Origin of the sequence: Pseudomonas sp. v388 (assembly GCF_003935425.1) — a bacterium.
GTDB lineage: Bacteria > Pseudomonadota > Gammaproteobacteria > Pseudomonadales > Pseudomonadaceae > Aquipseudomonas.
On record NZ_RHQN01000010.1, the window covers coordinates 25883 to 47222 of the forward strand.

The 21340-nt window shown below is 60.6% G+C and carries 20 protein-coding genes; 10 read left to right on the plus strand and 10 right to left on the minus strand.

Features of this window, described 5'->3' with window-relative positions; translation table 11 throughout:
- Positions 1 to 114: 114 nt before the first annotated feature.
- From hflD to EGJ27_RS21335, 4 genes are all read right to left on the minus strand, one after another.
- Complete coding sequence (gene hflD / locus EGJ27_RS21320) at positions 115 to 735, minus strand: high frequency lysogenization protein HflD (RefSeq protein WP_125832738.1); 621 nt, start codon at positions 733 to 735, stop codon at positions 115 to 117.
- Positions 735 to 1865, minus strand: coding sequence for a tRNA 2-thiouridine(34) synthase MnmA (mnmA, locus tag EGJ27_RS21325; RefSeq protein ID WP_125832739.1), 1131 nt, complete (start codon positions 1863 to 1865; stop codon positions 735 to 737). Before mnmA ends, hflD begins: the two co-directional genes overlap by 1 nt.
- 60 nt (positions 1866 to 1925) lie before the next feature.
- On the minus strand, positions 1926 to 2372 hold the full coding sequence (locus EGJ27_RS21330) for an NUDIX hydrolase (RefSeq protein WP_125832740.1): 447 nt from the start codon (positions 2370 to 2372) through the stop codon (positions 1926 to 1928).
- Positions 2373 to 2508: 136 nt separating this feature from the next.
- Positions 2509 to 3450 (minus strand): alpha/beta fold hydrolase, encoded by a 942-nt coding sequence (locus EGJ27_RS21335; protein WP_125832741.1) that lies wholly within the window; start codon positions 3448 to 3450, stop codon positions 2509 to 2511.
- 93 nt (positions 3451 to 3543) lie between these two features.
- On the opposite strand from EGJ27_RS21335, the gene EGJ27_RS21340 reads away from it, so the two are divergent.
- Positions 3544 to 4131 carry an ABATE domain-containing protein gene (locus EGJ27_RS21340; RefSeq protein ID WP_125832742.1) on the plus strand — a complete coding sequence of 196 codons (588 nt, stop codon included), beginning with the start codon at positions 3544 to 3546 and terminating at the stop codon, positions 4129 to 4131.
- 133 nt (positions 4132 to 4264) lie between these two features.
- On the opposite strand, the gene EGJ27_RS21345 is transcribed toward EGJ27_RS21340, so the two are convergent.
- Entirely contained in the window at positions 4265 to 6490 is a 2226-nt protein-coding gene (locus tag EGJ27_RS21345) for an NADP-dependent isocitrate dehydrogenase (RefSeq protein ID WP_125832743.1), read from the minus strand.
- Positions 6491 to 6910: 420 nt separating this feature from the next.
- Here EGJ27_RS21345 and icd point away from each other — a divergent pair, with 420 nt between their 5' ends.
- Entirely contained in the window at positions 6911 to 8167 is a 1257-nt protein-coding gene (gene icd, locus EGJ27_RS21350; RefSeq protein WP_125832744.1) for an NADP-dependent isocitrate dehydrogenase, read from the plus strand.
- Positions 8168 to 8253: 86 nt separating this feature from the next.
- Here icd and cspD read toward each other — a convergent pair whose 3' ends face one another.
- Positions 8254 to 8523: a cold shock domain-containing protein CspD gene (gene cspD, locus EGJ27_RS21355; RefSeq protein WP_125832745.1), complete on the minus strand. Its 270-nt coding sequence runs from the start codon at positions 8521 to 8523 to the stop codon at positions 8254 to 8256.
- 223 nt (positions 8524 to 8746) lie between these two features.
- Here cspD and clpS point away from each other — a divergent pair, with 223 nt between their 5' ends.
- Together clpS and clpA are read left to right on the plus strand one after the other, a co-directional pair.
- Complete coding sequence (gene clpS, locus EGJ27_RS21360; protein WP_125832746.1) at positions 8747 to 9109, plus strand: ATP-dependent Clp protease adapter ClpS; 363 nt, start codon at positions 8747 to 8749, stop codon at positions 9107 to 9109.
- A gap of 30 nt (positions 9110 to 9139) precedes the next feature.
- Positions 9140 to 11413 carry an ATP-dependent Clp protease ATP-binding subunit ClpA gene (gene clpA / locus EGJ27_RS21365; protein ID WP_125832747.1) on the plus strand — a complete coding sequence of 758 codons (2274 nt, stop codon included), beginning with the start codon at positions 9140 to 9142 and terminating at the stop codon, positions 11411 to 11413.
- A 128-nt stretch (positions 11414 to 11541) separates the two neighbouring features.
- Here the strand turns inward: clpA and infA are convergent, their stop codons facing one another.
- From infA to EGJ27_RS21385, 4 genes are all read right to left on the minus strand, one after another.
- A complete protein-coding gene (gene infA, locus EGJ27_RS21370; RefSeq protein WP_002553999.1) occupies positions 11542 to 11760 on the minus strand; it encodes a translation initiation factor IF-1 in 219 nt (72 codons plus the stop codon).
- A 101-nt stretch (positions 11761 to 11861) separates the two neighbouring features.
- Positions 11862 to 12569 carry an arginyltransferase gene (locus EGJ27_RS21375; protein ID WP_125832748.1) on the minus strand — a complete coding sequence of 236 codons (708 nt, stop codon included), beginning with the start codon at positions 12567 to 12569 and terminating at the stop codon, positions 11862 to 11864.
- A gap of 27 nt (positions 12570 to 12596) precedes the next feature.
- Entirely contained in the window at positions 12597 to 13307 is a 711-nt protein-coding gene (gene aat / locus EGJ27_RS21380; RefSeq protein ID WP_125832749.1) for a leucyl/phenylalanyl-tRNA--protein transferase, read from the minus strand.
- Between the two features lie 326 nt (positions 13308 to 13633).
- Positions 13634 to 13816, minus strand: a complete 183-nt coding sequence (locus tag EGJ27_RS21385; protein ID WP_125832750.1) for a hypothetical protein — start codon at positions 13814 to 13816, stop codon at positions 13634 to 13636.
- On the opposite strand from EGJ27_RS21385, the gene EGJ27_RS21390 reads away from it, so the two are divergent.
- The 6 genes from EGJ27_RS21390 to cysG all read left to right on the plus strand — a co-directional run bounded on the left by EGJ27_RS21390 (position 13803) and on the right by cysG (position 21314).
- Positions 13803 to 16211, plus strand: a complete 2409-nt coding sequence (locus EGJ27_RS21390; protein WP_125832751.1) for a DNA translocase FtsK — start codon at positions 13803 to 13805, stop codon at positions 16209 to 16211. The two genes, EGJ27_RS21385 and EGJ27_RS21390, sit on opposite strands and share 14 nt — an antisense overlap.
- A 70-nt stretch (positions 16212 to 16281) precedes the next feature.
- The gene (lolA, locus tag EGJ27_RS21395; protein ID WP_125832752.1) at positions 16282 to 16905 is read left to right on the plus strand and encodes an outer membrane lipoprotein chaperone LolA; all 624 of its coding nucleotides are present in this window, start codon (positions 16282 to 16284) and stop codon (positions 16903 to 16905) included.
- Positions 16906 to 16925: 20 nt separating this feature from the next.
- Entirely contained in the window at positions 16926 to 18248 is a 1323-nt protein-coding gene (locus EGJ27_RS21400) for a replication-associated recombination protein A (RefSeq protein WP_125832753.1), read from the plus strand.
- Positions 18248 to 18622, plus strand: a complete 375-nt coding sequence (crcB, locus tag EGJ27_RS21405; RefSeq protein ID WP_125832754.1) for a fluoride efflux transporter CrcB — start codon at positions 18248 to 18250, stop codon at positions 18620 to 18622. The genes EGJ27_RS21400 and crcB overlap by 1 nt, the downstream gene beginning before the upstream one ends.
- Positions 18623 to 18638: 16 nt before the next feature.
- Complete coding sequence (gene serS, locus EGJ27_RS21410; protein ID WP_125832755.1) at positions 18639 to 19919, plus strand: serine--tRNA ligase; 1281 nt, start codon at positions 18639 to 18641, stop codon at positions 19917 to 19919.
- Positions 19920 to 21314 (plus strand): siroheme synthase CysG, encoded by a 1395-nt coding sequence (cysG, locus tag EGJ27_RS21415; RefSeq protein ID WP_125832756.1) that lies wholly within the window; start codon positions 19920 to 19922, stop codon positions 21312 to 21314.
- Positions 21315 to 21340 lie beyond the last annotated feature (26 nt).

A 21340-nucleotide genomic window follows, 5' to 3' on the forward strand; every position in this document is an offset into this window, starting at 1 on the left:
GTCGGGCATCGAAAAGGGGCGCGTATCATACATGAAATCTCGGTCCAGCTGGAGCGGACCGACCAGCGTTGAAGGCGCCATGCCCGGTGGTAGGAGTCGTCGTTGCCTGGCGGGTCAGCCGTGCAACAACGGATAGAGTTCTTTCAATAACTTGCGCCGGCTGAACACCAGCTGCCAGCGATGCCCGCCATTTTGTCGCCACAGGCGGGCCGAACGAATGCCGGCCAGTAGAATGGCGCGAATCTTCGAGGCATTGTTGGGCTGTTGCAGGTTGCGCATGTCGCCGTGCACTTGGATGCGCTGGCGCAGGGTGCTCAGGGTGTCCTGGTACAGCGCGCCGGCGGCTGCGACCACGTTCTCGTGGGCCACGCCAAAGTGCTCGACCTGGGACTGGATCACCGGAACACGTTTGCCGATCACCTCGAGCATGTCGTCGCGCTTGGCGAGCTGGCGTTCAAGGCCCAGCATCGACAGGGCGTAACGCAAGGGTTCGCGCTGCAGGGTCGCAGGATCGCGTTCCAGAGCGCTGGCCATGGCGCGATAGCCTTCACGCAGATTGATGTCGTCACCGCCGTACACGTCCAGGGTGTCCTTGGGGTCCAGCACTAGCAGACTGCCGATCATGCAGCCCAGCGCGGCTTCGCTGACCTGGCCGGTCTTGGCGATGCGGTCGACCAGCACGGCCGCCTGGAACACGCCGCCCAAGGCGATCAATTGCTCTTGAATCGGGGTCATCAATGCGTGTCCTTGGAGGTCCAGGGTTCGGCGGTCTCGATCACGCCGCCACCCAGGCAGATTTCGCCATCGTAGAAGACCACGGACTGGCCGGGGGTCACGGCGCGCTGGGGTTCATCGAAGGTGGCACGGTAGCCGTCGGCCGTCTGTTCCAGCGTGCAGTGCTGGTCGCCCTGGCGATAGCGGACCTTGGCGGTGAGACGACGCGGCGCGCTCAGGTCGATCGGGTTGACCCAGAAGATCTGGGAGGCGAGCAGGGCGCGGGAAAACAGCCACGGATGTTCGTTGCCCTGGCCGACGATCAACTCGTTGTGCTCCAGATCCTTGACCAGCACATACCACGGATCGTCGCCGGCATCCTTCAGGCCGCCGATACCCAGGCCCTGGCGCTGGCCGATGGTGTGATACATCAAGCCGCTGTGGCGGCCGATGACTTCGCCTTGGGTGGTCTTGATCTCGCCGGGCTGCGCGGGCAGGTACTGGCGCAGGAAATCGGTGAAGCGGCGTTCACCAATAAAGCAGATTCCGGTGGAATCCTTCTTCTTGGCAGTGGCCAGGCCATGTTTCTCGGCGATGGCGCGCACTTCGGGTTTTTCCAGTTCCCCAACCGGGAACAGCGTGCGGGCGATCTGCTCGCCGCCGACGGCGTGCAGGAAGTAGCTCTGGTCCTTGTTGGGGTCAAGGCCCTTGAGCAGTTCGGTGCGCCCGTCGATATCCCGGCGGCGCACGTAGTGACCGGTGGCGATCAGGTCAGCGCCCAGCATCAGGGCATAGTCCAGGAAGGCCTTGAACTTGATTTCCCGGTTGCAGAGGATATCCGGGTTGGGTGTGCGCCCGGCCTTGTACTCCTCAAGGAAATGCTCGAACACGTTGTCCCAGTACTCGGCGGCGAAGTTGGCGGTGTGCAGCTTGATGCCGATTCTGTCGCACACGGCCTGGGCGTCGGCCAGGTCTTCGCGGGCGGTGCAGTATTCCGTTCCGTCGTCTTCTTCCCAGTTCTTCATGAACAGGCCTTCCACCTGATAGCCCTGCTCCATGAGCAGAACGGCGGAAACGGAAGAGTCCACGCCGCCGGACATGCCGACTATGACGCGTTTCTTGTCTGGACTGGGGAGGGCTGAATCAGGCATGGGATTTCGAAGGGTGGCCTTTAAAAGGACGCGATTCTATCAGGCTGGCGGCGTGTCGTCTCACGCCTTGTCGCGAAGCAGGTCGAGGCTGAAGCGTTCGGCGCCGAGATAGTCGTCCACGCAGCGCAGCACCAGCTCGCTGCGCCAGCGTTGCTGCTCGCCGAGCAGTTCGTCGCGGGTCAGCCAGACCGGGCCGATGATGCCCTCGTCCAGACGGTAATCGGCATGATGGCGCAGCGCCCTGGCGGCAAAGCAGATGCGCTGATACGTCACGCCATTGCCCGGTGCGGTGTACAGATAGATTCCGACCACGCCGGTCAGCTCCACATCCCAGCCGGTTTCTTCAAGGGTTTCACGCACGGCGGCGTGTTGCAGGCTTTCATTGGGGTCCAGGTGCCCGGCAGGCTGGTTGAGAACGGCGCGGCCGTCTTTGAGTTCTTCGACGAACAGGAATCGGCCCTGGTCTTCGACAATGGTGGCGACGGTGACATGGGCTTGCCAGCTCATTCAATGTTCCTCGGATGCCTTGATGGGGGTGAGTGAAGGGCGGCCAGTATAGCGCTGGAAACGCGCGAACTTCCGGCGCTGAACCTCCGATGAGGAATCCGGCGCCAGAAGTCAGCCTGACAGTCAAACGGCACCGTTAACCGACGTTGTTGTCCAGAAACTGGCGAATCACGGGAATGATCGCTTCTCCGTGGGTTTCCAGCGCGAAGTGGCCGGTGTCGTAGAAGCGAATGTCCGCCTTGGGAATGTCACGCTTCCAGGCCTCGGCACCGGCCGGCAGGAAGAAAGGGTCGTTCTTGCCCCAGACGGCCAGCAGCGGCGGCTGGTACTGACGAAAGAACGCCTGGAAAGCCGGGTACAGCGCTACGTTGGAGGCGTAGTCCAGAATCAGGTCGAGCTGAATGTCCGCATTCCCGGGGCGGGATATCTGAAGCCCCTCCAGCGTGTAGCCGTCCGGTGAAACCGAACTCTTGTCGGCAACGCCTTCAAGGTATTGCCACTTGATTGAGGCCGGTGTCGGAAAATCATGCAGGGCATCCCGGTTCTGCTGAGTCGGCTGGCGCCAGTACCGTTGAATCGGCGCCCAGCTTTCACCCAGGCCCTCTTCATAAGCGTTGCCGTTCTGCGAAATGATGGCGCTGACCCGCTCAGGATGCGCGACAGCCAGGCGCCATGCCACCGGAGCGCCGTAGTCATGCACCATGAGCGCGTACCGTTCGAGTTTGAGTTGCTCGGTGAACTGACCAATGGTTTTCGCCAGTTGACTGAAGGTGTACGGGTACTGATCCCGCGCAGGGGCTTGGGTAAAGCCGAACGCCGGCAGATCTGGCGCGATCACGTGATAGCGGTCGGCCAGTTGGGGAATCAGATCGCGGAACATGAACGATGATGCTGCAAAGCCGTGCAGGAGCAGCACGGTTGGCGCGCCTGGATCGCCCGCTTCGCGGTAGAAGAGCTTCACGTCACCCACCTGCTCGTAGCGGTAATGCACATGACGGGTGGGCTCGCCAGCGTGCGCACCAGCGGCCAGCAGAGACGTTGCAAGCCCGGCCACGGTAATCGTTTTGGAAGAAGTCATGGGGCTCTCCTTTGTAACCTTTAAAATTGAGGTTTGAAGGTTACGAGTCGTTTTGGTAACCTGTCAAACATATTTTATCGGTTACAGGTCGTCATGAACGCCATCATCAATTCCACGGGTGCACCTTTCCTGGCTGACAACCTGGCCTTGGACTTCATCAACAGCGAGTACGGGGTGGGTGACCAGCGTCATGACTGCCTCACCGACGATCAGGCTGTGGCGAACTGGCTGATGGTGGCGGGGCTGTTGCCCGAAAGCGCCGATCTGCAACTGCCACCTGGACTGCTGGGCCAGGCTCGGCAGCTTCGCGAGTGTTTAAGGGAAGTGGTGAACGCTGCGCTGAACGGCACGCCGGCAGAGGCAGGCGTTATCAATCAGATCCTTGAAACGGGCCGCCCGGCAAGAGAGCTGGATTGGGACGAGCAGGTGCGGGGGTTCCGGGTCACGATCCGTCAGCGCGACAGCAGTGCGGCAAGCCTGCTGTGGCCTTTGGCCGAGTCTCTGGTGGGGCTTGTGACCCATGATAAGTTCGAGTTCGTGCGCCAGTGCGAAGCCCACGACTGCGTTCTGCTGTTCCATGACCTGACCAAATCGCACCGTCGTCGCTGGTGCAGCATGGCGACTTGCGGCAACCGTATGAAAGTGGCCGCGTTTCGATCCAGAAACAAACCTGAGTCATGAAGCGAGAGGCGCTTCAACTGGCCGCCGCAATAAAAAAAGCGCCAACGTTGCCGCCGGCGCTTTGAGTTCTCGCTCCGTAGTCCAACCCCGTGCGGGGCTGGACTGCGGGTGGGTCGTTAGACCGGGGTTACCCTTACAACGCGGCGATGGCAGCGTTGAACGTTGCGCTTGGGCGCATGGCTTTGCTGGTCAGTTCCGGGTTGGCGAAGTAGTAGCCGCCGATTTCCACCGGCTTGCCTTGCACGGCGTTGAGCTCGGCAACGATTTTTTCTTCGTTGTCGGTCAGGGTCTTGGCCAGCGGAGCGAATTGCGCCTTGAGGGCTGCATCGTCATCCTGGGCCGCCAGCGCCTGGGCCCAGAACAGGGTCAGGTAGAAGTGGCTGCCGCGGTTGTCGATGCTGCCGACCTTGCGCGAAGGCGACTTGTTGCGATCCAGGAATTCACCGGTCGCCTGATCCAGTGTCTTGGACAGGACCAGCGCCTTGGGATTGCTGTACGCATGGCCCAAATGTTCCAGCGAGGCGGCCAGAGCCAGGAATTCACCCAGCGAATCCCAGCGCAGGAAGTTTTCTTCGACGAACTGCTGAACGTGCTTGGGAGCCGAACCGCCGGCACCGGTTTCAAACAGACCACCACCGTTCATCAGCGGCACAATCGACAGCATCTTGGCGCTGGTGCCCAGCTCCATGATCGGGAACAGGTCGGTCAGGTAGTCGCGCAGTACGTTGCCGGTGACCGAAATGGTGTCCTTGCCGGCGCGGGTGCGTTCCAGGGTCAGCTTCATGGCTTCGACCGGCGACAGGATCTGGATATCCAGCCCCGAAGTGTCATGGTCGCGCAGGTAAGTCCGGACTTTCTCGATCATCACGGCGTCATGGGCGCGAGCCGGGTCCAGCCAGAAGATGGCGGGCGTGTTGCTGGCGCGCGAGCGATTGACCGCCAGCTTGACCCAATCCTGGATCGGTGCGTCTTTGGCCTGGCACATGCGCCAGATGTCGCCCTCTTCGACTTTCTGTTCCATGACCAGATTGCCTTTGCTGTCGGTTACCCGAACCACACCGGCGGACTGGATCTGGAAGGTCTTGTCGTGGGAGCCGTATTCCTCGGCTTTCTGCGCCATCAGGCCAACGTTCGGCACGCTGCCCATGGTGGTCGGATCGAAGGCGCCGTTCTTCTTGCAGTCTTCGATGACCGCCTGGTAGATGGTGGCATAGCAACGATCCGGGATAACCGCCTTGGCATCATGCAGTTGGCCGTCGGCGCCCCACATCTTGCCCGAGTCACGGATCATGGCCGGCATCGACGCGTCGACGATGACGTCGCTCGGTACGTGCAGGTTGGTAATGCCCTTGTCGGAATTGACCATCGCCAGTTGTGGGCGAACGGCGTAGACGGCGTCCAGGTCGGCCTTGATCTCAGCCTGTTTGTCGGCCGGCAGCTTGCCGAGGCGATCGTACAGGTCGCCGATACCGTTGTTCAGGTTGAAGCCGATCTGCTTGAGGGTCTCGGCGTGCTTGGTCAGCGCATCCTGATAGAACTCGGCAACGATCTGACCGAACATGATCGGGTCGGAGATTTTCATCATGGTGGCTTTCAGGTGCACCGAGAACAGCACGCCTTGCTTCTTGGCGTCTTCGATTTCGGCGGCAATGAAGCTGCGCAGCGCTTTCTTGCTCATGACCGAAGAGTCGATGACTTCGCCGGCCTTGACTGCGGTTTTTTCCTTGAGGACGGTGCTGGTGCCGTCCTGGGCGATCAATTCGATCTTGACGCTGTCGTCGGCTTCGACCAGGACGGCCTTTTCGCTGCCGTAGAAGTCGCCTTCGCTCATGTGTGCAACATGAGCTTTGGAGTCTGCAGTCCAGGCGCCCATCTTGTGCGGGTGCTTGCGCGCGTAGTTCTTGACCGAGAGCGGGGCACGGCGGTCCGAGTTGCCTTCACGCAGTACCGGGTTCACGGCGCTGCCCTTGACCTTGTCATAGCGCGCGCGGGTTTCTTTTTCCGCGTCGGTGCTCGGGTTTTCAGGGTAATCGGGAATCTTGAAACCCTGCTCCTGAAGCTCCTTGATGGTCGCGATCAGTTGCGGTACCGAAGCGCTGATGTTCGGCAGCTTGATGATGTTGGCTTCAGGCGTGGTAGCCAGTTTGCCCAGCTCGGCGAGATGATCCGGCACTTGTTGCTCGGCGCCAAGCGATTCCGGGAAGCTGGAGAGCACACGGCCTGCCAGGGAGATATCGCGGGTTTCGACGTCGATATCGGAGGAGGCGGTGAAGGCTTCGATGACAGGCAGCAGGGAATAGGTGGCGAGGGCCGGAGCTTCGTCGGTGAAGGTATAGATGATCTTCGAGCGGTTGGACATTCGTATTAACTCTCTGTTTTGCTGAGCATGCACAAAATCTCGATACGCGCAGGGTATGCACAATTGCCCACGGTTCGTCACGAGCCTGGGTCGAGGTTGATTCGCAGTGATGTCGGGTGCATCAGTCGAGCGTCACGCCATCGGGTACATGAGCCCCGAGGTAGATATCAGGCTGACAGTCCGGTTCCAGACGGTTCGGCCTTTATGACTCTGCGGTCACGGTCGCGAGTATATCAAACCCTTGGCGACAAGCATTAATGCTATGCGAGCCGACCCATCGCGGCCATTGGCCGTTGGTCGAAGCCACCGGCCCTGGCCGGCGCTGCTCAGGCTGCGCAGGGTGAGGTTTGCCAGTGCCGGACGCCCTGACTACGCTCAAAGCCTGTCACGTTGTTCAACCGACGCAAACCGGAGTTCAGCATGGGATACCAGCAAATAAAAATACCCGCCGCCGGCGAGAAGATCACCGTCAACGCCGATCACTCCCTGAACGTGCCCGACAACCCCATCATTCCTTATATAGAGGGCGACGGCATCGGCATCGATATCACCCCGGTGATGATCAGGGTGGTCGATGCCGCCGTCGCCAAGGCCTATGGCGGCAAGCGGCGGATTTCCTGGATGGAAGTCTATGCCGGCGAAAAGGCCACTCAGGTCTACGACCAGGACACCTGGCTGCCGGATGAAACCCTCGAAGCGGTGAAAGACTACGTGGTGTCGATCAAGGGACCATTGACCACGCCGGTGGGCGGCGGCATCCGCTCGCTCAATGTCGCCCTGCGGCAGCAACTGGACCTGTACGTCTGTCTGCGCCCGGTGCGCTGGTTCGAAGGTGTGCCCAGTCCGGTCAAGAAGCCGGGAGACGTGGACATGACCATCTTTCGGGAAAACTCAGAAGACATCTATGCCGGGATCGAGTGGAAGGCCGGATCGCCCGAGGCGACCAAGGTCATCCGCTTCCTCAAGGAGGAAATGGGGGTGACCAAGATCCGCTTCGACGAGGATTGCGGGATCGGCGTCAAGCCTGTGTCCAGGGAAGGTACGCGTCGGCTGGCGCGCAAGGCGCTGCAGTATGTGGTCGATAACGACCGTCAGTCGCTGACCATTGTCCACAAGGGCAACATCATGAAGTTCACCGAAGGGGCGTTCAAGGAATGGGCGTATGAGATCGCCGCCGAGGAATTCGGTGCCACACTGCTCGACGGTGGGCCATGGATGCGCTTCAACAATCCCCGGACCGGCAGGGAAGTGGTGGTCAAGGATGCAATTGCCGACGCCATGCTGCAGCAGATCCTGTTACGGCCGGCCGAGTACGATGTCATCGCGACCCTCAACCTCAACGGTGATTACCTGTCCGATGCCCTGGCGGCCGAAGTTGGCGGAATCGGCATTGCGCCGGGAGCGAACCTGTCCGACACCGTGGCAATGTTCGAGGCGACGCACGGTACTGCACCTAAATACGCGGGCAAGGATCAGGTCAATCCGGGTTCACTGATTCTGTCGGCAGAGATGATGCTCAGGCACATGGGCTGGGTGGAAGCGGCTGACCTTATCATCAAGGGCACCAACGGGGCGATTTCCGCAAAAACTGTAACTTACGATTTCGAACGTTTGATGGAAGGGGCGACGCTGTTGTCATCGTCGGCATTCGGGGAGGCACTGGTGGCGCACATGTAGGCAGGGGAATGCAGGTATCCCAAACAACCGACCCGGAAATTCCGGGCCGGCTGTTTTTTCATGGCTGGCGTTTGTGGTGGTTCGCCTCAGGCTGGCACATTTGAAGCTTTGAAGGTCGGACTCGAAGCATCTGCCGCAGCGGTGACGCTTGCTGCGGCGGGCGAGATGTTGACTGCGTGCAACCCTTTAGGCCCCTGGATGATCTCGAAGTTGACCGGTTGGCCCGCTTTGAGTGTTTTGTAGCCATCCATGTTGATAGCCGAGTAATGCGCGAACAGATCTTCATCCCTGCCATCGGCCAGGATGAATCCATAGCCTTTTGCATTATTGAACCACTTGACTTTACCACTGAGCATAGCCACATCCCTCTGCAAAGGACTCCGTCTGGAGTATCATCCACCTCAATCCGCCTGACCGAAAAAATTTTGGTTGACTGCGCGGACCCTTTTTACCCAATGTGGGTTCTATTGTTTGTAACACCGTTTAGCTGATAGTCAAGGTCACGCGGCAGAGGAATTTTTCAGACCCCTCTCGCCTGCACCTTTTGCTCAATCCGCCCTTTGAATGAACATTTCTTTCATGCAACCGATCAGTAAGATTCGACTAACATTCAATCAGGATGGTCCGCAGTCACACGAGGACGACTCGGCTGGCATTGCCGTCCAGGACGCCAAGCCGACCCTGCAGGCGCCACCGATGTACAAGGTGGTTTTGTTTAACGATGACTACACGCCTATGGACTTCGTCGTCGAAGTGCTGGAGGTCTTTTTTAACCTGAATCGTGAGCTGGCCACCAAGGTCATGCTGGCCGTCCATACAGAGGGACGGGCAGTGTGTGGATTGTTCACCCGCGACATCGCCGAGACCAAGGCAATGCAGGTGAACCAATACGCCAGGGAGAGCCAGCATCCACTACTCTGTGAGATCGAGAAGGACGGTTAAACGCCGGCCACTTGGGTATGAGGTGAAGCAATGTTAAACCGTGAGCTCGAAGTCACCCTCAATCTTGCCTTCAAGGAAGCGCGCTCCAAGCGTCATGAGTTCATGACGGTCGAGCACCTTCTGCTGGCACTATTGGACAATGAGGCTGCAGCCACTGTCTTGCGTGCCTGCGGCGCAAACCTCGATAAACTCAAGCATGACCTGCAGGAGTTCATCGACTCCACCACGCCGTTGATCCCCGTCCATGACGAGGACCGTGAAACCCAGCCGACGCTCGGGTTTCAACGCGTGCTGCAACGTGCCGTCTTCCATGTGCAGAGTTCCGGCAAGCGTGAAGTGACCGGTGCCAACGTGCTGGTCGCGATTTTCAGCGAACAGGAAAGCCAGGCTGTCTTCCTGCTCAAGCAGCAGAGCGTTGCCCGAATTGATGTCGTCAACTACATCGCCCACGGTATCTCCAAGGTTCCAGGGCATGGCGAACACTCTTCCGAAGGTGAGCAAGATATGCAGGACGACGAGGGTGGTGAAGCATCTTCCTCTGGCAATCCTCTGGATGCCTATGCCAGCAATCTCAACGAACTTGCGCGTCAGGGGCGCATCGATCCGCTGGTAGGGCGCGAGAATGAAGTCGAGCGCGTCGCGCAGATTCTTGCCCGTCGTCGCAAGAACAACCCGCTGCTGGTCGGTGAGGCAGGTGTCGGCAAGACAGCTATTGCAGAAGGCCTGGCCAAGCGTATCGTCGACAATCAGGTGCCGGACCTGCTGGCCAACAGCGTGGTCTATTCGCTGGACCTTGGTGCGTTGCTGGCCGGTACCAAGTACCGCGGCGACTTTGAAAAACGCTTCAAGGCCTTGCTCAATGAGCTGCGCAAGCGTCCGCACGCAATCCTGTTCATCGATGAGATCCACACCATCATCGGTGCCGGTGCTGCTTCCGGCGGTGTGATGGATGCCTCGAATCTGCTCAAGCCTTTGTTGTCCTCGGGGGATATTCGCTGCATCGGCTCGACCACCTTCCAGGAATTTCGCGGAATCTTCGAGAAGGACCGTGCCTTGGCGCGGCGCTTCCAGAAGGTCGACGTGTCCGAGCCTTCGGTCGAGGACACCATCGGCATCCTGCGCGGGCTGAAAGGGCGTTTCGAGCAGCACCACAGCATCGAGTACAGCGATGAAGCGCTGCGGGCCGCCGCGGAACTCGCGTCACGCTACATCAATGATCGTCATATGCCCGACAAGGCAATCGACGTCATCGACGAGGCGGGCGCCTACCAGCGTCTGCAGCCGGTCGAACAGCGGGTCAAGCGCATCGAAGTGCCGCAGGTCGAAGACATCGTGGCCAAGATCGCGCGTATTCCTCCAAAGCATGTCAACAGCTCCGACAAGGAGCTGCTGCGTAACCTGGAACGCGATCTGAAGCTCACGGTATTCGGTCAGGATGCGGCCATCGACTCGCTGTCGACAGCGATCAAGTTGTCTCGCGCCGGTCTGAAGTCGCCTGACAAGCCTGTGGGTTCGTTCCTGTTCGCAGGTCCGACCGGTGTCGGCAAGACCGAAGCGGCGCGGCAGTTGGCCAAGGCCCTGGGCGTGGAGTTGATTCGCTTCGACATGTCCGAGTACATGGAACGGCACACTGTTTCGCGTCTGATCGGCGCGCCTCCGGGCTATGTCGGTTTCGACCAGGGCGGTCTGCTGACCGAAGCGATTACCCGTCAGCCGCATTGCGTATTGCTGCTCGATGAGATCGAGAAGGCGCATCCGGAAGTCTTCAACCTGCTGTTGCAGGTCATGGACCACGGTACGCTCACCGATAACAACGGCCGCAAGGCGGACTTCCGCAACGTGATCGTGATCATGACCACCAACGCCGGTGCCGAATCGGCAGCGCGGGCATCGATCGGCTTTACGCATCAGGATCACTCCTCTGACGCGATGGAAGTCATCAAGAAGAGCTTCACGCCGGAATTCCGCAACCGTCTGGACACCATCATTCAGTTTGGTCGCCTCAGCCATGAGGTCATCAAGAGTGTGGTGGACAAGTTCCTTACCGAGCTTCAGGCGCAGCTGGAAGACAAGCGCGTGCTGCTGGAAGTGTCCGACGCGACCCGCAGCTGGCTGGCGCAAGGTGGCTACGATGCGGCTATGGGCGCACGCCCTATGGCGCGTCTGATCCAGGACAAGATCAAACGGCCGCTGGCCGAAGAGATCCTGTTCGGCGAGTTGTCCGAACATGGCGGCGTGGTACACGTCGACATCAAGGATGGCGAGATTACCTTCGACTTCGAGACCACCGCGGAACTGGCCTGACCGTCAGCCTTTCCCGGCTCTGCTCCCTTGATGGGCGCCGAGTCGGGCGAGCAGGCTCACTGCTTGGCTAAATCCATCAGGCACACAAAAACGCCCGGCAACTGCCGGGCGTTTTTGTCAAGGCTTGCTTAACGAGCGCGGTAGGTGATACGCCCTTTGCTCAAGTCATAGGGCGTCAGTTCCACACGCACCTTGTCACCGGTCAGAATACGGATGTAGTTCTTGCGCATCTTGCCGGAGATATGCGCGGTTACGACGTGCCCATTTTCCAACTCCACACGAAACATGGTGTTGGGCAGGGTGTCGACGACAGTGCCTTCCATTTCGAAGCTGTCTTCTTTCGACATGCAGTAAAGCCCTCGGTATACAAATGAGTGGCCCGGTGCAAGTGGCGCCAGGCAAAAGCGGCGTGCATTGTGCCCGAAAAAACCCATTCAAGCCAAGGGGATTAGTACAGAGTGACCCATCTTTGATTGGTCAGCAGCTCGATCGGCCGGTATTGGGTCTTGTAATTCATCTTTTTGCAGTTCTTTATCCAGTACCCCAGATAAACCGCGTGCAGCTGCAGGCGCACGGCTTCGGCGATCTGCCAGAGGATGGCGTAACGACCCAGGCTGCGGCGCTCTTCGTCCGGCTCGTAAAAGGTATAGACCGCGGAGAGCCCGTTGGGCAGCAGGTCAGTGACGGCCACGGCCAGAAGACGGCCCTGAGCGCGAAACTCGTAGAAGCGCGAGAACGGCAGGTCGCGGACCAGAAAGGTAGAGAACTGATCGCGGCTGGGCGGGAACATGTCGCCATCGGCGTGGCGTTGCTGGATATAGCGCTGATAGAGGTCGAAATACTCTTCGGTGAACACCGGCTTCATGCTGCGCACGCTGAGGTCGGCATTACGTTTGAAGATGCGTTTCTGCTGCCGGTCCGGGACGAACAGGTTCACCGGGATGCGCGCCGGGACGCACGCACTGCAGTTCTGGCAGTGTGGCCGGTAGAGGTGATCGCCGCTGCGCCGAAAGCCCATGTCCGACAGATCGGCATAGACCTGAACGTCCATGGGTTGGCTGGGGTCCAGAAACAGGGTAGTCGCCTGCTCTTCGGGCAGGTAACTGCAGGCGTGGGGTTGAGTGGCATAAAACTTAAGCCGCGCCAGCTCCGTCATGATTGCCCCCTTTTGTCCGAATCCTGATTAAGAGTGTATGCCAGCCTGCCCGGCTCGCCTAGGCAACCAGTCGGCGTTATTCGCTTGATCCAGACAGGTTCGCAGACAGTCGGCAAATACCGAGCGGGGTATCGAGGTGGCACCGAAGCTGTGCAGGTGCTGGGTGGGCATCTGGCAGTCGATCAGCACGAACCCCCAGTGCCTGAGATGCTCGACCAGTGTGGCAAAGCCGACTTTGGAGGCATTGTCCGCCCGACTGAACATCGACTCGCCGAAAAACAGCGTGCCCATCGCCAGGCCGTACAGGCCGCCGACCAGTTCGTCACCGGCCCACACTTCAACGCTGTGGGCATGGCCGCGGCGGTGCAGCTCCAGGTAAGCCTCCTGCATGTCGCGGGTGATCCACGTCTCGTTGGCGTAACTGCGCGGCGCAGCGCAAGCGCGGATGACGGCCGCGAAATCCTGATCAAACGTGACCCGGTAGGTCTGCCGGCGCATGACCTTGGCCAGGCTGCGGGAAACGTGCAGGTGCTCGGGGCGCAGTACGGTGCGAGGGTCCGGCGACCACCAGAGGATCGGCTGGCCGTCCTGAAACCATGGAAAGCACCCATGCCGATAGGCCTGCACCAGGCGGTCGGCAGAGAGATCGCCGCCCGCCGCCAGCAGGCCGTTGGGTTCGCGCAGGGCTTTTTCCAGGGGTGGGAACGCCAGGCTGTCGCGCCGTAACCACGTCAGCATGACAGGGCAGCCAGATGGCGGGGGAGGGCGGTGTGCGCGTTGTCGTGCAACTCTGGCAGGCTCGCGCGGTCACAAGCGGTCGTAGTGCGCCATGTGCCGGCGGTCGCCGGATACCACGGTGTGCCATTTAAGCTTCGCAGGTTCGAGAAAAACACGTCTTAAGCCTTTGTCACAAAAGAGAATGCATGCTCAAATTAAGAGCCGTCGGCGATGCTTGAAGGTATGCTACACGACTGTCGGACTCAGGCTCGATACCAAAGCCGTTTCGCACTTTATCCAGTTGGCATCAAAACAGAATCGGCGACTTTTCGTACAGACCTTGAGGGTTACAAAACCGTACAATGCCTACGTTGCGCGGTATTATTCAAGTCATCGGTCAGATCGCCATTCAGGGCGCCGCGTACCCATTCTTCAACCGGGGCGGCAGTGCCGTCTGACAGTCGTTCATAGTCAATCAACGAGATGTTCGCGCTCCAGCGCAGGAAATAAAGAGTTTTGAAGAAATCCACACCAGCACCCAGCGCCGTCCCGCTTTGGCGCCAGCAATTGCATTATCGGCTCAAGGAAGGCGCATTGATCGCCTTTGGCGCGCTGTGCCTGTACCTGATGATGGCGTTATTCACCTACGACCAGAGCGATCCCGGCTGGAGCCACACCAGCAGCGCCGCTCAGGTCCAGAATGCAGCCGGCCGGGCAGGTGCGTTCTGCGCCGACATCCTGTTCATGGTGCTGGGTTACTTCGCCTATATCTTTCCTCTGCTTCTGGGCATCAAGGCCTGGCAGGTCTTCCGCCATCGCCACGAGCCGTGGCAATGGAGCGGCTGGCTGTTCTCCTGGCGCTTGATCGGCCTGGTCTTCCTGATCCTGGCAGGCGCGGCCCTGGCGCATATCCACTTCCATTTCACGGCAGGCTTCCCCGGTTCGGCAGGCGGCGTGCTGGGCGAGGTGCTGGGCGAACTGGCCAAGAAAGCGCTCAATATCCAGGGCAGCACGCTGCTGTTCATCGCTCTGTTCCTGTTCGGCCTGACGGTCTTCACCGACCTGTCCTGGTTCAAGGTCATGGACGTGACCGGCAAGATCACCCTCGATCTGTTCGAACTGTTCCAGGGCGCCGCCCATCGCTGGTGGACAGCGCGTACCGAGCGCAAGCAGATGGTTGCGCAGCTGCGTGAGGTTGATCGACGCAGTGATGAAGTCATGGTGCCGGTCACGGCGGAACGCCGTGAGCCGGCAAAGCCCAAGGAGCGTCCGGTCGAGCGCGAGGAGCCTGTCTTCCGGTCCGCGCCGGCCCCTGAAAAGCCAATGCCTGCCGTGGTCCCGCCGACGCCGGCGCCAGCCAGGGCGCCGGAGCCTGGCAAACGGATCGGGAAGGAAAAGCAGGCTCCGCTGTTCGTCGACAGCGCCGTCGAAGGCACCTTGCCGCCCATTTCGATCCTCGATCCGGCCGAGAAGAAGCAGCTCAACTATTCGCCCGAATCCCTGGCCGCCGTCGGCAACCTGCTGGAAATCAAGCTCAAGGAATTCGGGGTCGAGGTCACGGTCGATTCCATCCATCCCGGCCCGGTCATTACCCGTTACGAAATCCAGCCGGCTGCCGGCGTCAAGGTCAGTCGCATTTCCAACCTGGCCAAAGACCTTGCGCGTTCGCTGGCGGTTACCAGCGTGCGGGTGGTCGAGGTGATTCCGGGCAAGACCACGGTCGGCATCGAAATTCCCAACGAAGATCGCCAGATCGTGCGCTTTTCCGAGGTGCTGTCTTCCCCTGAGTACGACGCCTTCAAGTCGCCGGTGACCCTGGCGCTGGGCCATGACATTGGCGGCCGTCCGGTCATCACCGATTTGGCGAAGATGCCCCACTTGCTGGTGGCCGGTACGACCGGTTCCGGTAAGTCGGTGGGTGTGAACGCCATGATCCTCTCGATCCTGTTCAAGTCAGGCCCGGAAGACGCCAAACTGATCATGATCGACCCCAAGATGCTTGAATTGTCGATCTACGAGGGCATTCCGCACCTGTTGTGCCCGGTGGTCACCGACATGAAGGACGCCGCTAACGCGTTGCGCTGGAGCGTTGCCGAAATGGAACGGCGCTACAAGCTGATGGCGGCCATGGGCGTGCGTAACCTGGCCGGCTTCAACCGCAAGATCAAGGATGCCGAGGAAGAGGGCAACCCGATCCCGGACCCTATGTACCGCCGCGAAAGCATTCACGACGAGGCGCCGCTGCTCTCGACGTTGCCGACCATCGTCGTGGTCGTGGACGAGTTCGCCGACATGATGATGATCGTCGGCAAGAAGGTCGAAGAACTGATCGCCCGTATCGCACAGAAGGCGCGGGCGGCCGGTATTCACCTGATCCTCGCAACCCAGCGGCCATCGGTGGACGTGATTACCGGTCTGATCAAGGCCAACATCCCGACCCGGATGGCGTTCCAGGTCTCCAGCAAGATCGACTCGCGAACCATCATCGACCAGGGCGGTGCCGAACAGCTGCTCGGTCACGGTGACATGCTCTACATGCCGCCGGGCACCAGCCTGCCGATTCGCGTTCACGGGGCATTCGTCTCCGACGAGGAGGTTCATCGCGTGGTGGAAGCCTGGAAATTGCGTGGCACGCCCAACTACAACGACGATATTCTCGCCGGTGTAGAAGAAGCCGGTAGCGGCTTTGATGGCGGCAGCGGCGAGGGCGGTGAAGACAGCGAAAGCGATGCGCTCTACGACGAAGCAGTCAAGTTCGTGCTCGAAAGCCGCCGCGCCTCGATTTCTGCGGTGCAGCGCAAGCTCAAGATCGGCTATAACCGCGCCGCCCGGATGATCGAGGCCATGGAAATGGCCGGCGTCGTCACCGCCATGAACACCAACGGCTCGCGTGAGGTGCTCGCGCCCGGGCCGATGCGCGACTGAAGACAGCCAAACAGTTCGGCAGCGCGTGTACCGCGCTGTCGCCACACCACCGACTCCTACGAGGATTCCCATGCGTCTTATCCGCATGCTACTGGCAACCGCACTGACCTTTTCCGCGATTCCCGCCCATGCCGACAGCAAGGACGTGGCGCGCCTGACCCAGTTGCTGGAGACGTCCCGCACCCTGACGGCGCGATTCTCGCAGCTGACCCTGGACGGCGGCGGCACCCAACTGCAGGAGACCTCGGGCGAGATGGCCCTGCAGCGTCCCGGTCTGTTCAACTGGCACACCGATGCGCCGCAGGAGCAATTGATGGTCTCCGACGGCAAGAAGGTTTCCCTGTGGGACCCTGACCTGGAGCAGGTCACCATCAAGACCCTCGATCAGCGCCTGACCCAGACGCCGGCACTGCTGTTGTCTGGTGACGTTTCGAAGATCAGCGAAAGCTTCGACATCAGTGCCAAGGAAGCCGGCGGCGTGATCGATTTCACGCTCAAGCCCAAGACCAAGGACACGTTGTTCGACAGCCTGCGCCTGTCGTTCCGCAACGGCATCATCAATGACATGCAACTGATTGACAGCGTCGGCCAGCGTACCAATATCCTGTTCACCGGCGTAAAAGCCAATGAGCCGATCGCTGCCAGCAAGTTTCAGTTCCAGATTCCCAAAGGCGCTGATGTCATCCAAGAGTAAAGAAGGCTCGATTCCGGACCATGGACCTGTTTAGTCGTGAACCGATAGCTCAACCACTGGCCGCACGCTTGCGTGCGACCAATCTGGACGAGTACGTCGGTCAGGAACACGTACTCGCCCACGGCAAGCCTCTGCGTGAGGCGCTGGAGCAGGGCGCGCTGCATTCCATGATTTTCTGGGGGCCGCCCGGCGTCGGCAAGACGACCCTGGCGCGACTGCTGGCCAAGGTTTCCGACGCGCACTTCGAAACAGTCTCGGCGGTGCTGGCCGGAGTCAAGGAGATCCGTCAGGCGGTGGAGGTCGCCAAGCAACAGGCCGGGCAGTACGGGCGCCGGACCATCCTGTTCGTCGACGAAGTGCATCGCTTCAACAAGTCGCAGCAGGATGCGTTTCTGCCCTACGTTGAAGACGGCACCTTGATCTTCATCGGCGCCACCACTGAAAACCCATCGTTTGAACTCAATAACGCACTGCTGTCCCGCGCCCGTGTCTATGTGCTCAAGAGCCTGGACGAGGCGGCGCTGCGCAAGCTGGTGCAGCGTGCCCTGACCGAGGATCGCGGGCTGGGCCAGCGACGCCTGAGCTTGAGCGACGAGGGATTCGCGATTCTGATGTCGGCCGCCGATGGCGATGGCCGCAGAATGCTCAATCTGCTGGAAAATGCTTCAGACCTCGCCGAAGACGGCAGCGAGATCGACGTGCAGTTGTTGCAAAGCCTGCTGGGCGATACTCGCCGTCGTTTCGACAAGGGCGGCGAAGCGTTCTATGACCAGATTTCCGCATTGCACAAATCGATTCGCGGCTCCAGTCCGGATGCCGCGCTGTACTGGTTCGCGCGGATGATCGACGGCGGCTGCGATCCGCTGTACCTGGCCCGACGCGTGGTGCGCATGGCCAGTGAAGACATCGGCAACGCCGACCCGCGTGCCTTGCCGTTGTGCATGTCGGCCTGGGATGTCCAGGAACGGCTCGGCAGCCCGGAAGGCGAGTTGGCGGTGGCGCAGGCCATCGTCTATCTGGCCTGTGCGCCCAAGAGCAATGCGGTCTACACGGCGTTCAAGGCCGCGATGCGTGAGGCGGCTGAGCACGGCTCGCTGGAAGTGCCACTGCACCTGCGCAATGCGCCGACCAAGCTGATGAAGCAGTTGGGTTACGGTGAAGAATACCGCTACGCCCATGATGAGCCGGACGCCTACGCGGCAGGCGAAGACTATTTTCCGGAAGAGCTCGAACCGCGCCGGTATTACCAGCCGGTCCCGCGAGGTCTGGAGCTGAAAATCGGCGAAAAACTCAGGCACTTGTCCGATCTGGACGCGGCCAGCCCCCGTCAGCGGAGAAAGTAGTGATTCAGACCATTCTTGCGGTGTCGGTTGCCGGTATCGCTGGTACATTATTGCGCTTTGCGGCGGGCACTTGGGTCAGCGCGAACTGGCCGCGTCATTTCTATACGGCAACCCTGGCGGTGAACATCGTCGGTTGCCTGATCATCGGCGTGTTGTACGGCCTGTTCCTGATGCGACCGGAAGTGCCCATCGAGATTCGAGCCGGCTTGATCGTCGGCTTTGTAGGTGGTCTGACGACCTTTTCATCCTTTTCACTGGACACGCTGCGCCTGCTGGAAAGCGGGCAAGTGCCGCTGGCGTTGGGCTATGCCGGCATCAGCGTGTTCGGCGGGCTGCTCGCAACCTGGGTTGGCCTGTCCCTGACCAGACTTTGATAGACGAGAGAACGATATGCTCGATTCCAAACTGTTACGTACGAACATTCAGGACGTAGCGGACCGCCTGGCTTCCCGGGGCTTCACGCTGGACGTGGCCCGCATCGAATCGCTGGAGGCGCAGCGCAAGGTCGTCCAGACCCGCACCGAGCAGCTGCAGGCCGAGCGTAATGCCCGTTCCAAGTCCATTGGCCAGGCCAAACAGCGGGGCGAAGACATCGCGCCGCTGATGGCGGACGTCGAGCGTATGGGTACCGAGCTTAGCGACGGCAAGGCCGAACTGGACAGCATCCAGGCCGAGCTGGACAGCATGCTGCTGACCATCCCCAACCTGCCGCACGAGTCTGTGCCGGTCGGCGCCGATGAAGACGGCAATGTCGAAGTGCGTAGCTGGGGCACGCCGGCTCAGTTCGATTTCGAGGTCAAGGACCACGTTGCGCTGGGCGAGAAGTTCGGCTGGCTGGATTTCGAGACCGCCGCCAAGTTGTCCGGCGCCCGTTTCGCCCTGCTGCGCGGCCCGATTGCCCGCATGCATCGCGCCCTGGCGCAGTTCATGATCAATCTGCATGTCACCGAACATGGCTACGAAGAAACCTACACGCCTTATCTGGTCCAGGCGCCGGCGCTGCAAGGCACCGGCCAGTTGCCCAAGTTCGAAGAAGACCTGTTCAAGATTTCCCGCGACGGCGAAGCGGATCTGTACCTGATCCCGACGGCTGAAGTCTCGCTGACCAATATCGTCGCCGGCCAGATCCTCGATGCCAAGGATCTGCCGCTCAAGTTCGTTGCCCACACCCCATGCTTCCGCAGCGAGGCGGGTGCGTCGGGACGCGACACGCGTGGCATGATCCGCCAGCACCAGTTCGACAAGGTGGAAATGGTCAAGGTCGTGGCACCGGATCAGTCCATGGACGAGCTGGAATCGCTGACCGCCAACGCCGAACGCGTCCTGCAGCTGCTGGAGCTGCCGTATCGCACGCTGGCGCTGTGCACCGGCGACATGGGCTTCAGTGCGGTCAAGACCTACGATCTCGAAGTCTGGGTGCCGAGCCAGGGCAAGTACCGTGAGATTTCGTCGTGCTCCAATTGCGGAGATTTCCAGGCGCGCCGCATGCAGGCTCGCTGGCGCAACCCGGAAACCGGCAAGCCGGAGCTGGTCCACACCTTGAACGGTTCCGGCCTGGCGGTGGGTCGTACCCTGGTTGCGGTGCTGGAGAATTACCAGCAGGCCGACGGTTCGATCCGGGTACCTGAAGTCCTGAAGCCTTACATGGGCGGCCTTGAGGTCATCGGTTAAATGGAATTCCTGCCGCTGTTCCATAACCTGCGTGGCAGCCGAGTGCTGGTGGTCGGCGGCGGCGAGATCGCCTTGCGCAAATCCCGCCTGATCGCCGACGCCGGTGCGCTGTTGCGGATAGTGGCGCCCCACATCGAGCCCCAGTTGCGTGAACTGGTCCAGCAGAGCGGTGGCGAACTGATTCTGCGCGGCTATGACGTGCGCGACCTTGACGGCTGTGTGCTGATCATTGCCGCCACCGACGACGAGCCGCTCAATGCCCAGGTTTCCCGGGACGCCCGATCCCGTGGCGTTCCGGTCAATGTGGTGGATGCGCCGGCGCTGTGCTCGGTGATTTTTCCTGCCATCGTCGACCGGTCACCATTGGTGATCGCGGTGTCCAGCGGCGGCGACGCTCCGGTGCTGGCGCGGTTGATCCGCGCCAAGCTGGAAACCTGGATTCCATCGACCTACGGCCAACTGGCCGGTTTGGCGGCGCGCTTCCGAAATCAGGTCAAAGGCCTGTTCCCGGATGTGCAGCAGCGTCGGGCATTCTGGGAAGACGTGTTCCAGGGGCCGATCGCGGATCGTCAGCTGGCCGGACAGGGCGCCGAGGCCGAGCGCCTTCTGGAAGCGAAGATCGCGGGTGACGCTCCCAAGGCACCGGGTGAAGTCTATCTGGTCGGTGCCGGGCCGGGTGACCCTGACCTGCTGACCTTTCGTGCGTTGCGTCTGATGCAGCAGGCTGACGTGGTGCTCTATGACCGACTTGTCGCACCGACCATTCTTGATCTGTGCCGGCGCGATGCCGAACGTATCTATGTCGGCAAGCGTCGTGCGGATCATGCGGTGCCTCAGGATCAGATCAACCAGCAACTGGTTACGCTGGCTCAACAGGGCAAGCGTGTCGTGCGGCTCAAAGGCGGCGACCCGTTCATCTTCGGTCGCGGCGGCGAAGAGATCGAGGAACTGGCGGCCCACGGCATTCCATTCCAGGTGGTGCCGGGCATCACTGCTGCCAGCGGTTGCGCGGCCTACGCCGGGATTCCACTGACGCATCGTGACTATGCCCAATCGGTGCGCTTCATCACCGGGCATCTGAAGGATGGGACAACCGACCTGCCTTGGGCGGATCTGGTTGCGCCTGCGCAGACCCTGGTGTTTTACATGGGGCTGGTCGGGCTGCCGGTGATCTGTGAAGAACTGATCAAGCACGGCCGTGGTGCCGACACGCCTGCCGCGTTGGTGCAGCAGGGTACGACGTCCAGTCAGCGGGTGTTTACCGGAACGCTGGCGAACCTGCCGCAACTGGTCGCCGAGCATGAAGTTCATGCGCCGACGCTGGTGATTATCGGGGAAGTGGTTCAGTTACGCGAAAAACTGGCCTGGTTCGAAGGCGCCCAGGCCACGTTGTAACCTGCTGTCGCGGATAGCCCGTTCGG

Bases quoted from the DNA above. Each gene is read 5' to 3' on its own strand.
- infA (WP_002553999.1), bottom strand. From the start codon at position 11,760: ATGTCGAAAGAAGACAGCTTCGAAATGGAAGGCACTGTCGTCGACACC.
- clpA (WP_125832747.1), top strand. From the start codon at position 9,140: ATGTTAAACCGTGAGCTCGAAGTCACCCTCAATCTTGCCTTCAAGGAA.
- cspD (WP_125832745.1), bottom strand. From the start codon at position 8,523: ATGCTCAGTGGTAAAGTCAAGTGGTTCAATAATGCAAAAGGCTATGGA.
- EGJ27_RS21340 (WP_125832742.1), top strand. From the start codon at position 3,544: ATGAACGCCATCATCAATTCCACGGGTGCACCTTTCCTGGCTGACAAC.
- aat (WP_125832749.1), bottom strand. From the start codon at position 13,307: ATGCTGACGTGGTTACGGCGCGACAGCCTGGCGTTCCCACCCCTGGAA.
- EGJ27_RS21375 (WP_125832748.1), bottom strand. From the start codon at position 12,569: ATGACGGAGCTGGCGCGGCTTAAGTTTTATGCCACTCAACCCCACGCC.
- lolA (WP_125832752.1), top strand. From the start codon at position 16,282: ATGCGTCTTATCCGCATGCTACTGGCAACCGCACTGACCTTTTCCGCG.
- EGJ27_RS21335 (WP_125832741.1), bottom strand. From the start codon at position 3,450: ATGACTTCTTCCAAAACGATTACCGTGGCCGGGCTTGCAACGTCTCTG.
- icd (WP_125832744.1), top strand. From the start codon at position 6,911: ATGGGATACCAGCAAATAAAAATACCCGCCGCCGGCGAGAAGATCACC.
- EGJ27_RS21400 (WP_125832753.1), top strand. From the start codon at position 16,926: ATGGACCTGTTTAGTCGTGAACCGATAGCTCAACCACTGGCCGCACGC.
- EGJ27_RS21345 (WP_125832743.1), bottom strand. From the start codon at position 6,490: ATGTCCAACCGCTCGAAGATCATCTATACCTTCACCGACGAAGCTCCG.
- EGJ27_RS21330 (WP_125832740.1), bottom strand. From the start codon at position 2,372: ATGAGCTGGCAAGCCCATGTCACCGTCGCCACCATTGTCGAAGACCAG.
- cysG (WP_125832756.1), top strand. From the start codon at position 19,920: ATGGAATTCCTGCCGCTGTTCCATAACCTGCGTGGCAGCCGAGTGCTG.
- serS (WP_125832755.1), top strand. From the start codon at position 18,639: ATGCTCGATTCCAAACTGTTACGTACGAACATTCAGGACGTAGCGGAC.
- clpS (WP_125832746.1), top strand. From the start codon at position 8,747: ATGCAACCGATCAGTAAGATTCGACTAACATTCAATCAGGATGGTCCG.
- hflD (WP_125832738.1), bottom strand. From the start codon at position 735: ATGACCCCGATTCAAGAGCAATTGATCGCCTTGGGCGGCGTGTTCCAG.
- mnmA (WP_125832739.1), bottom strand. From the start codon at position 1,865: ATGCCTGATTCAGCCCTCCCCAGTCCAGACAAGAAACGCGTCATAGTC.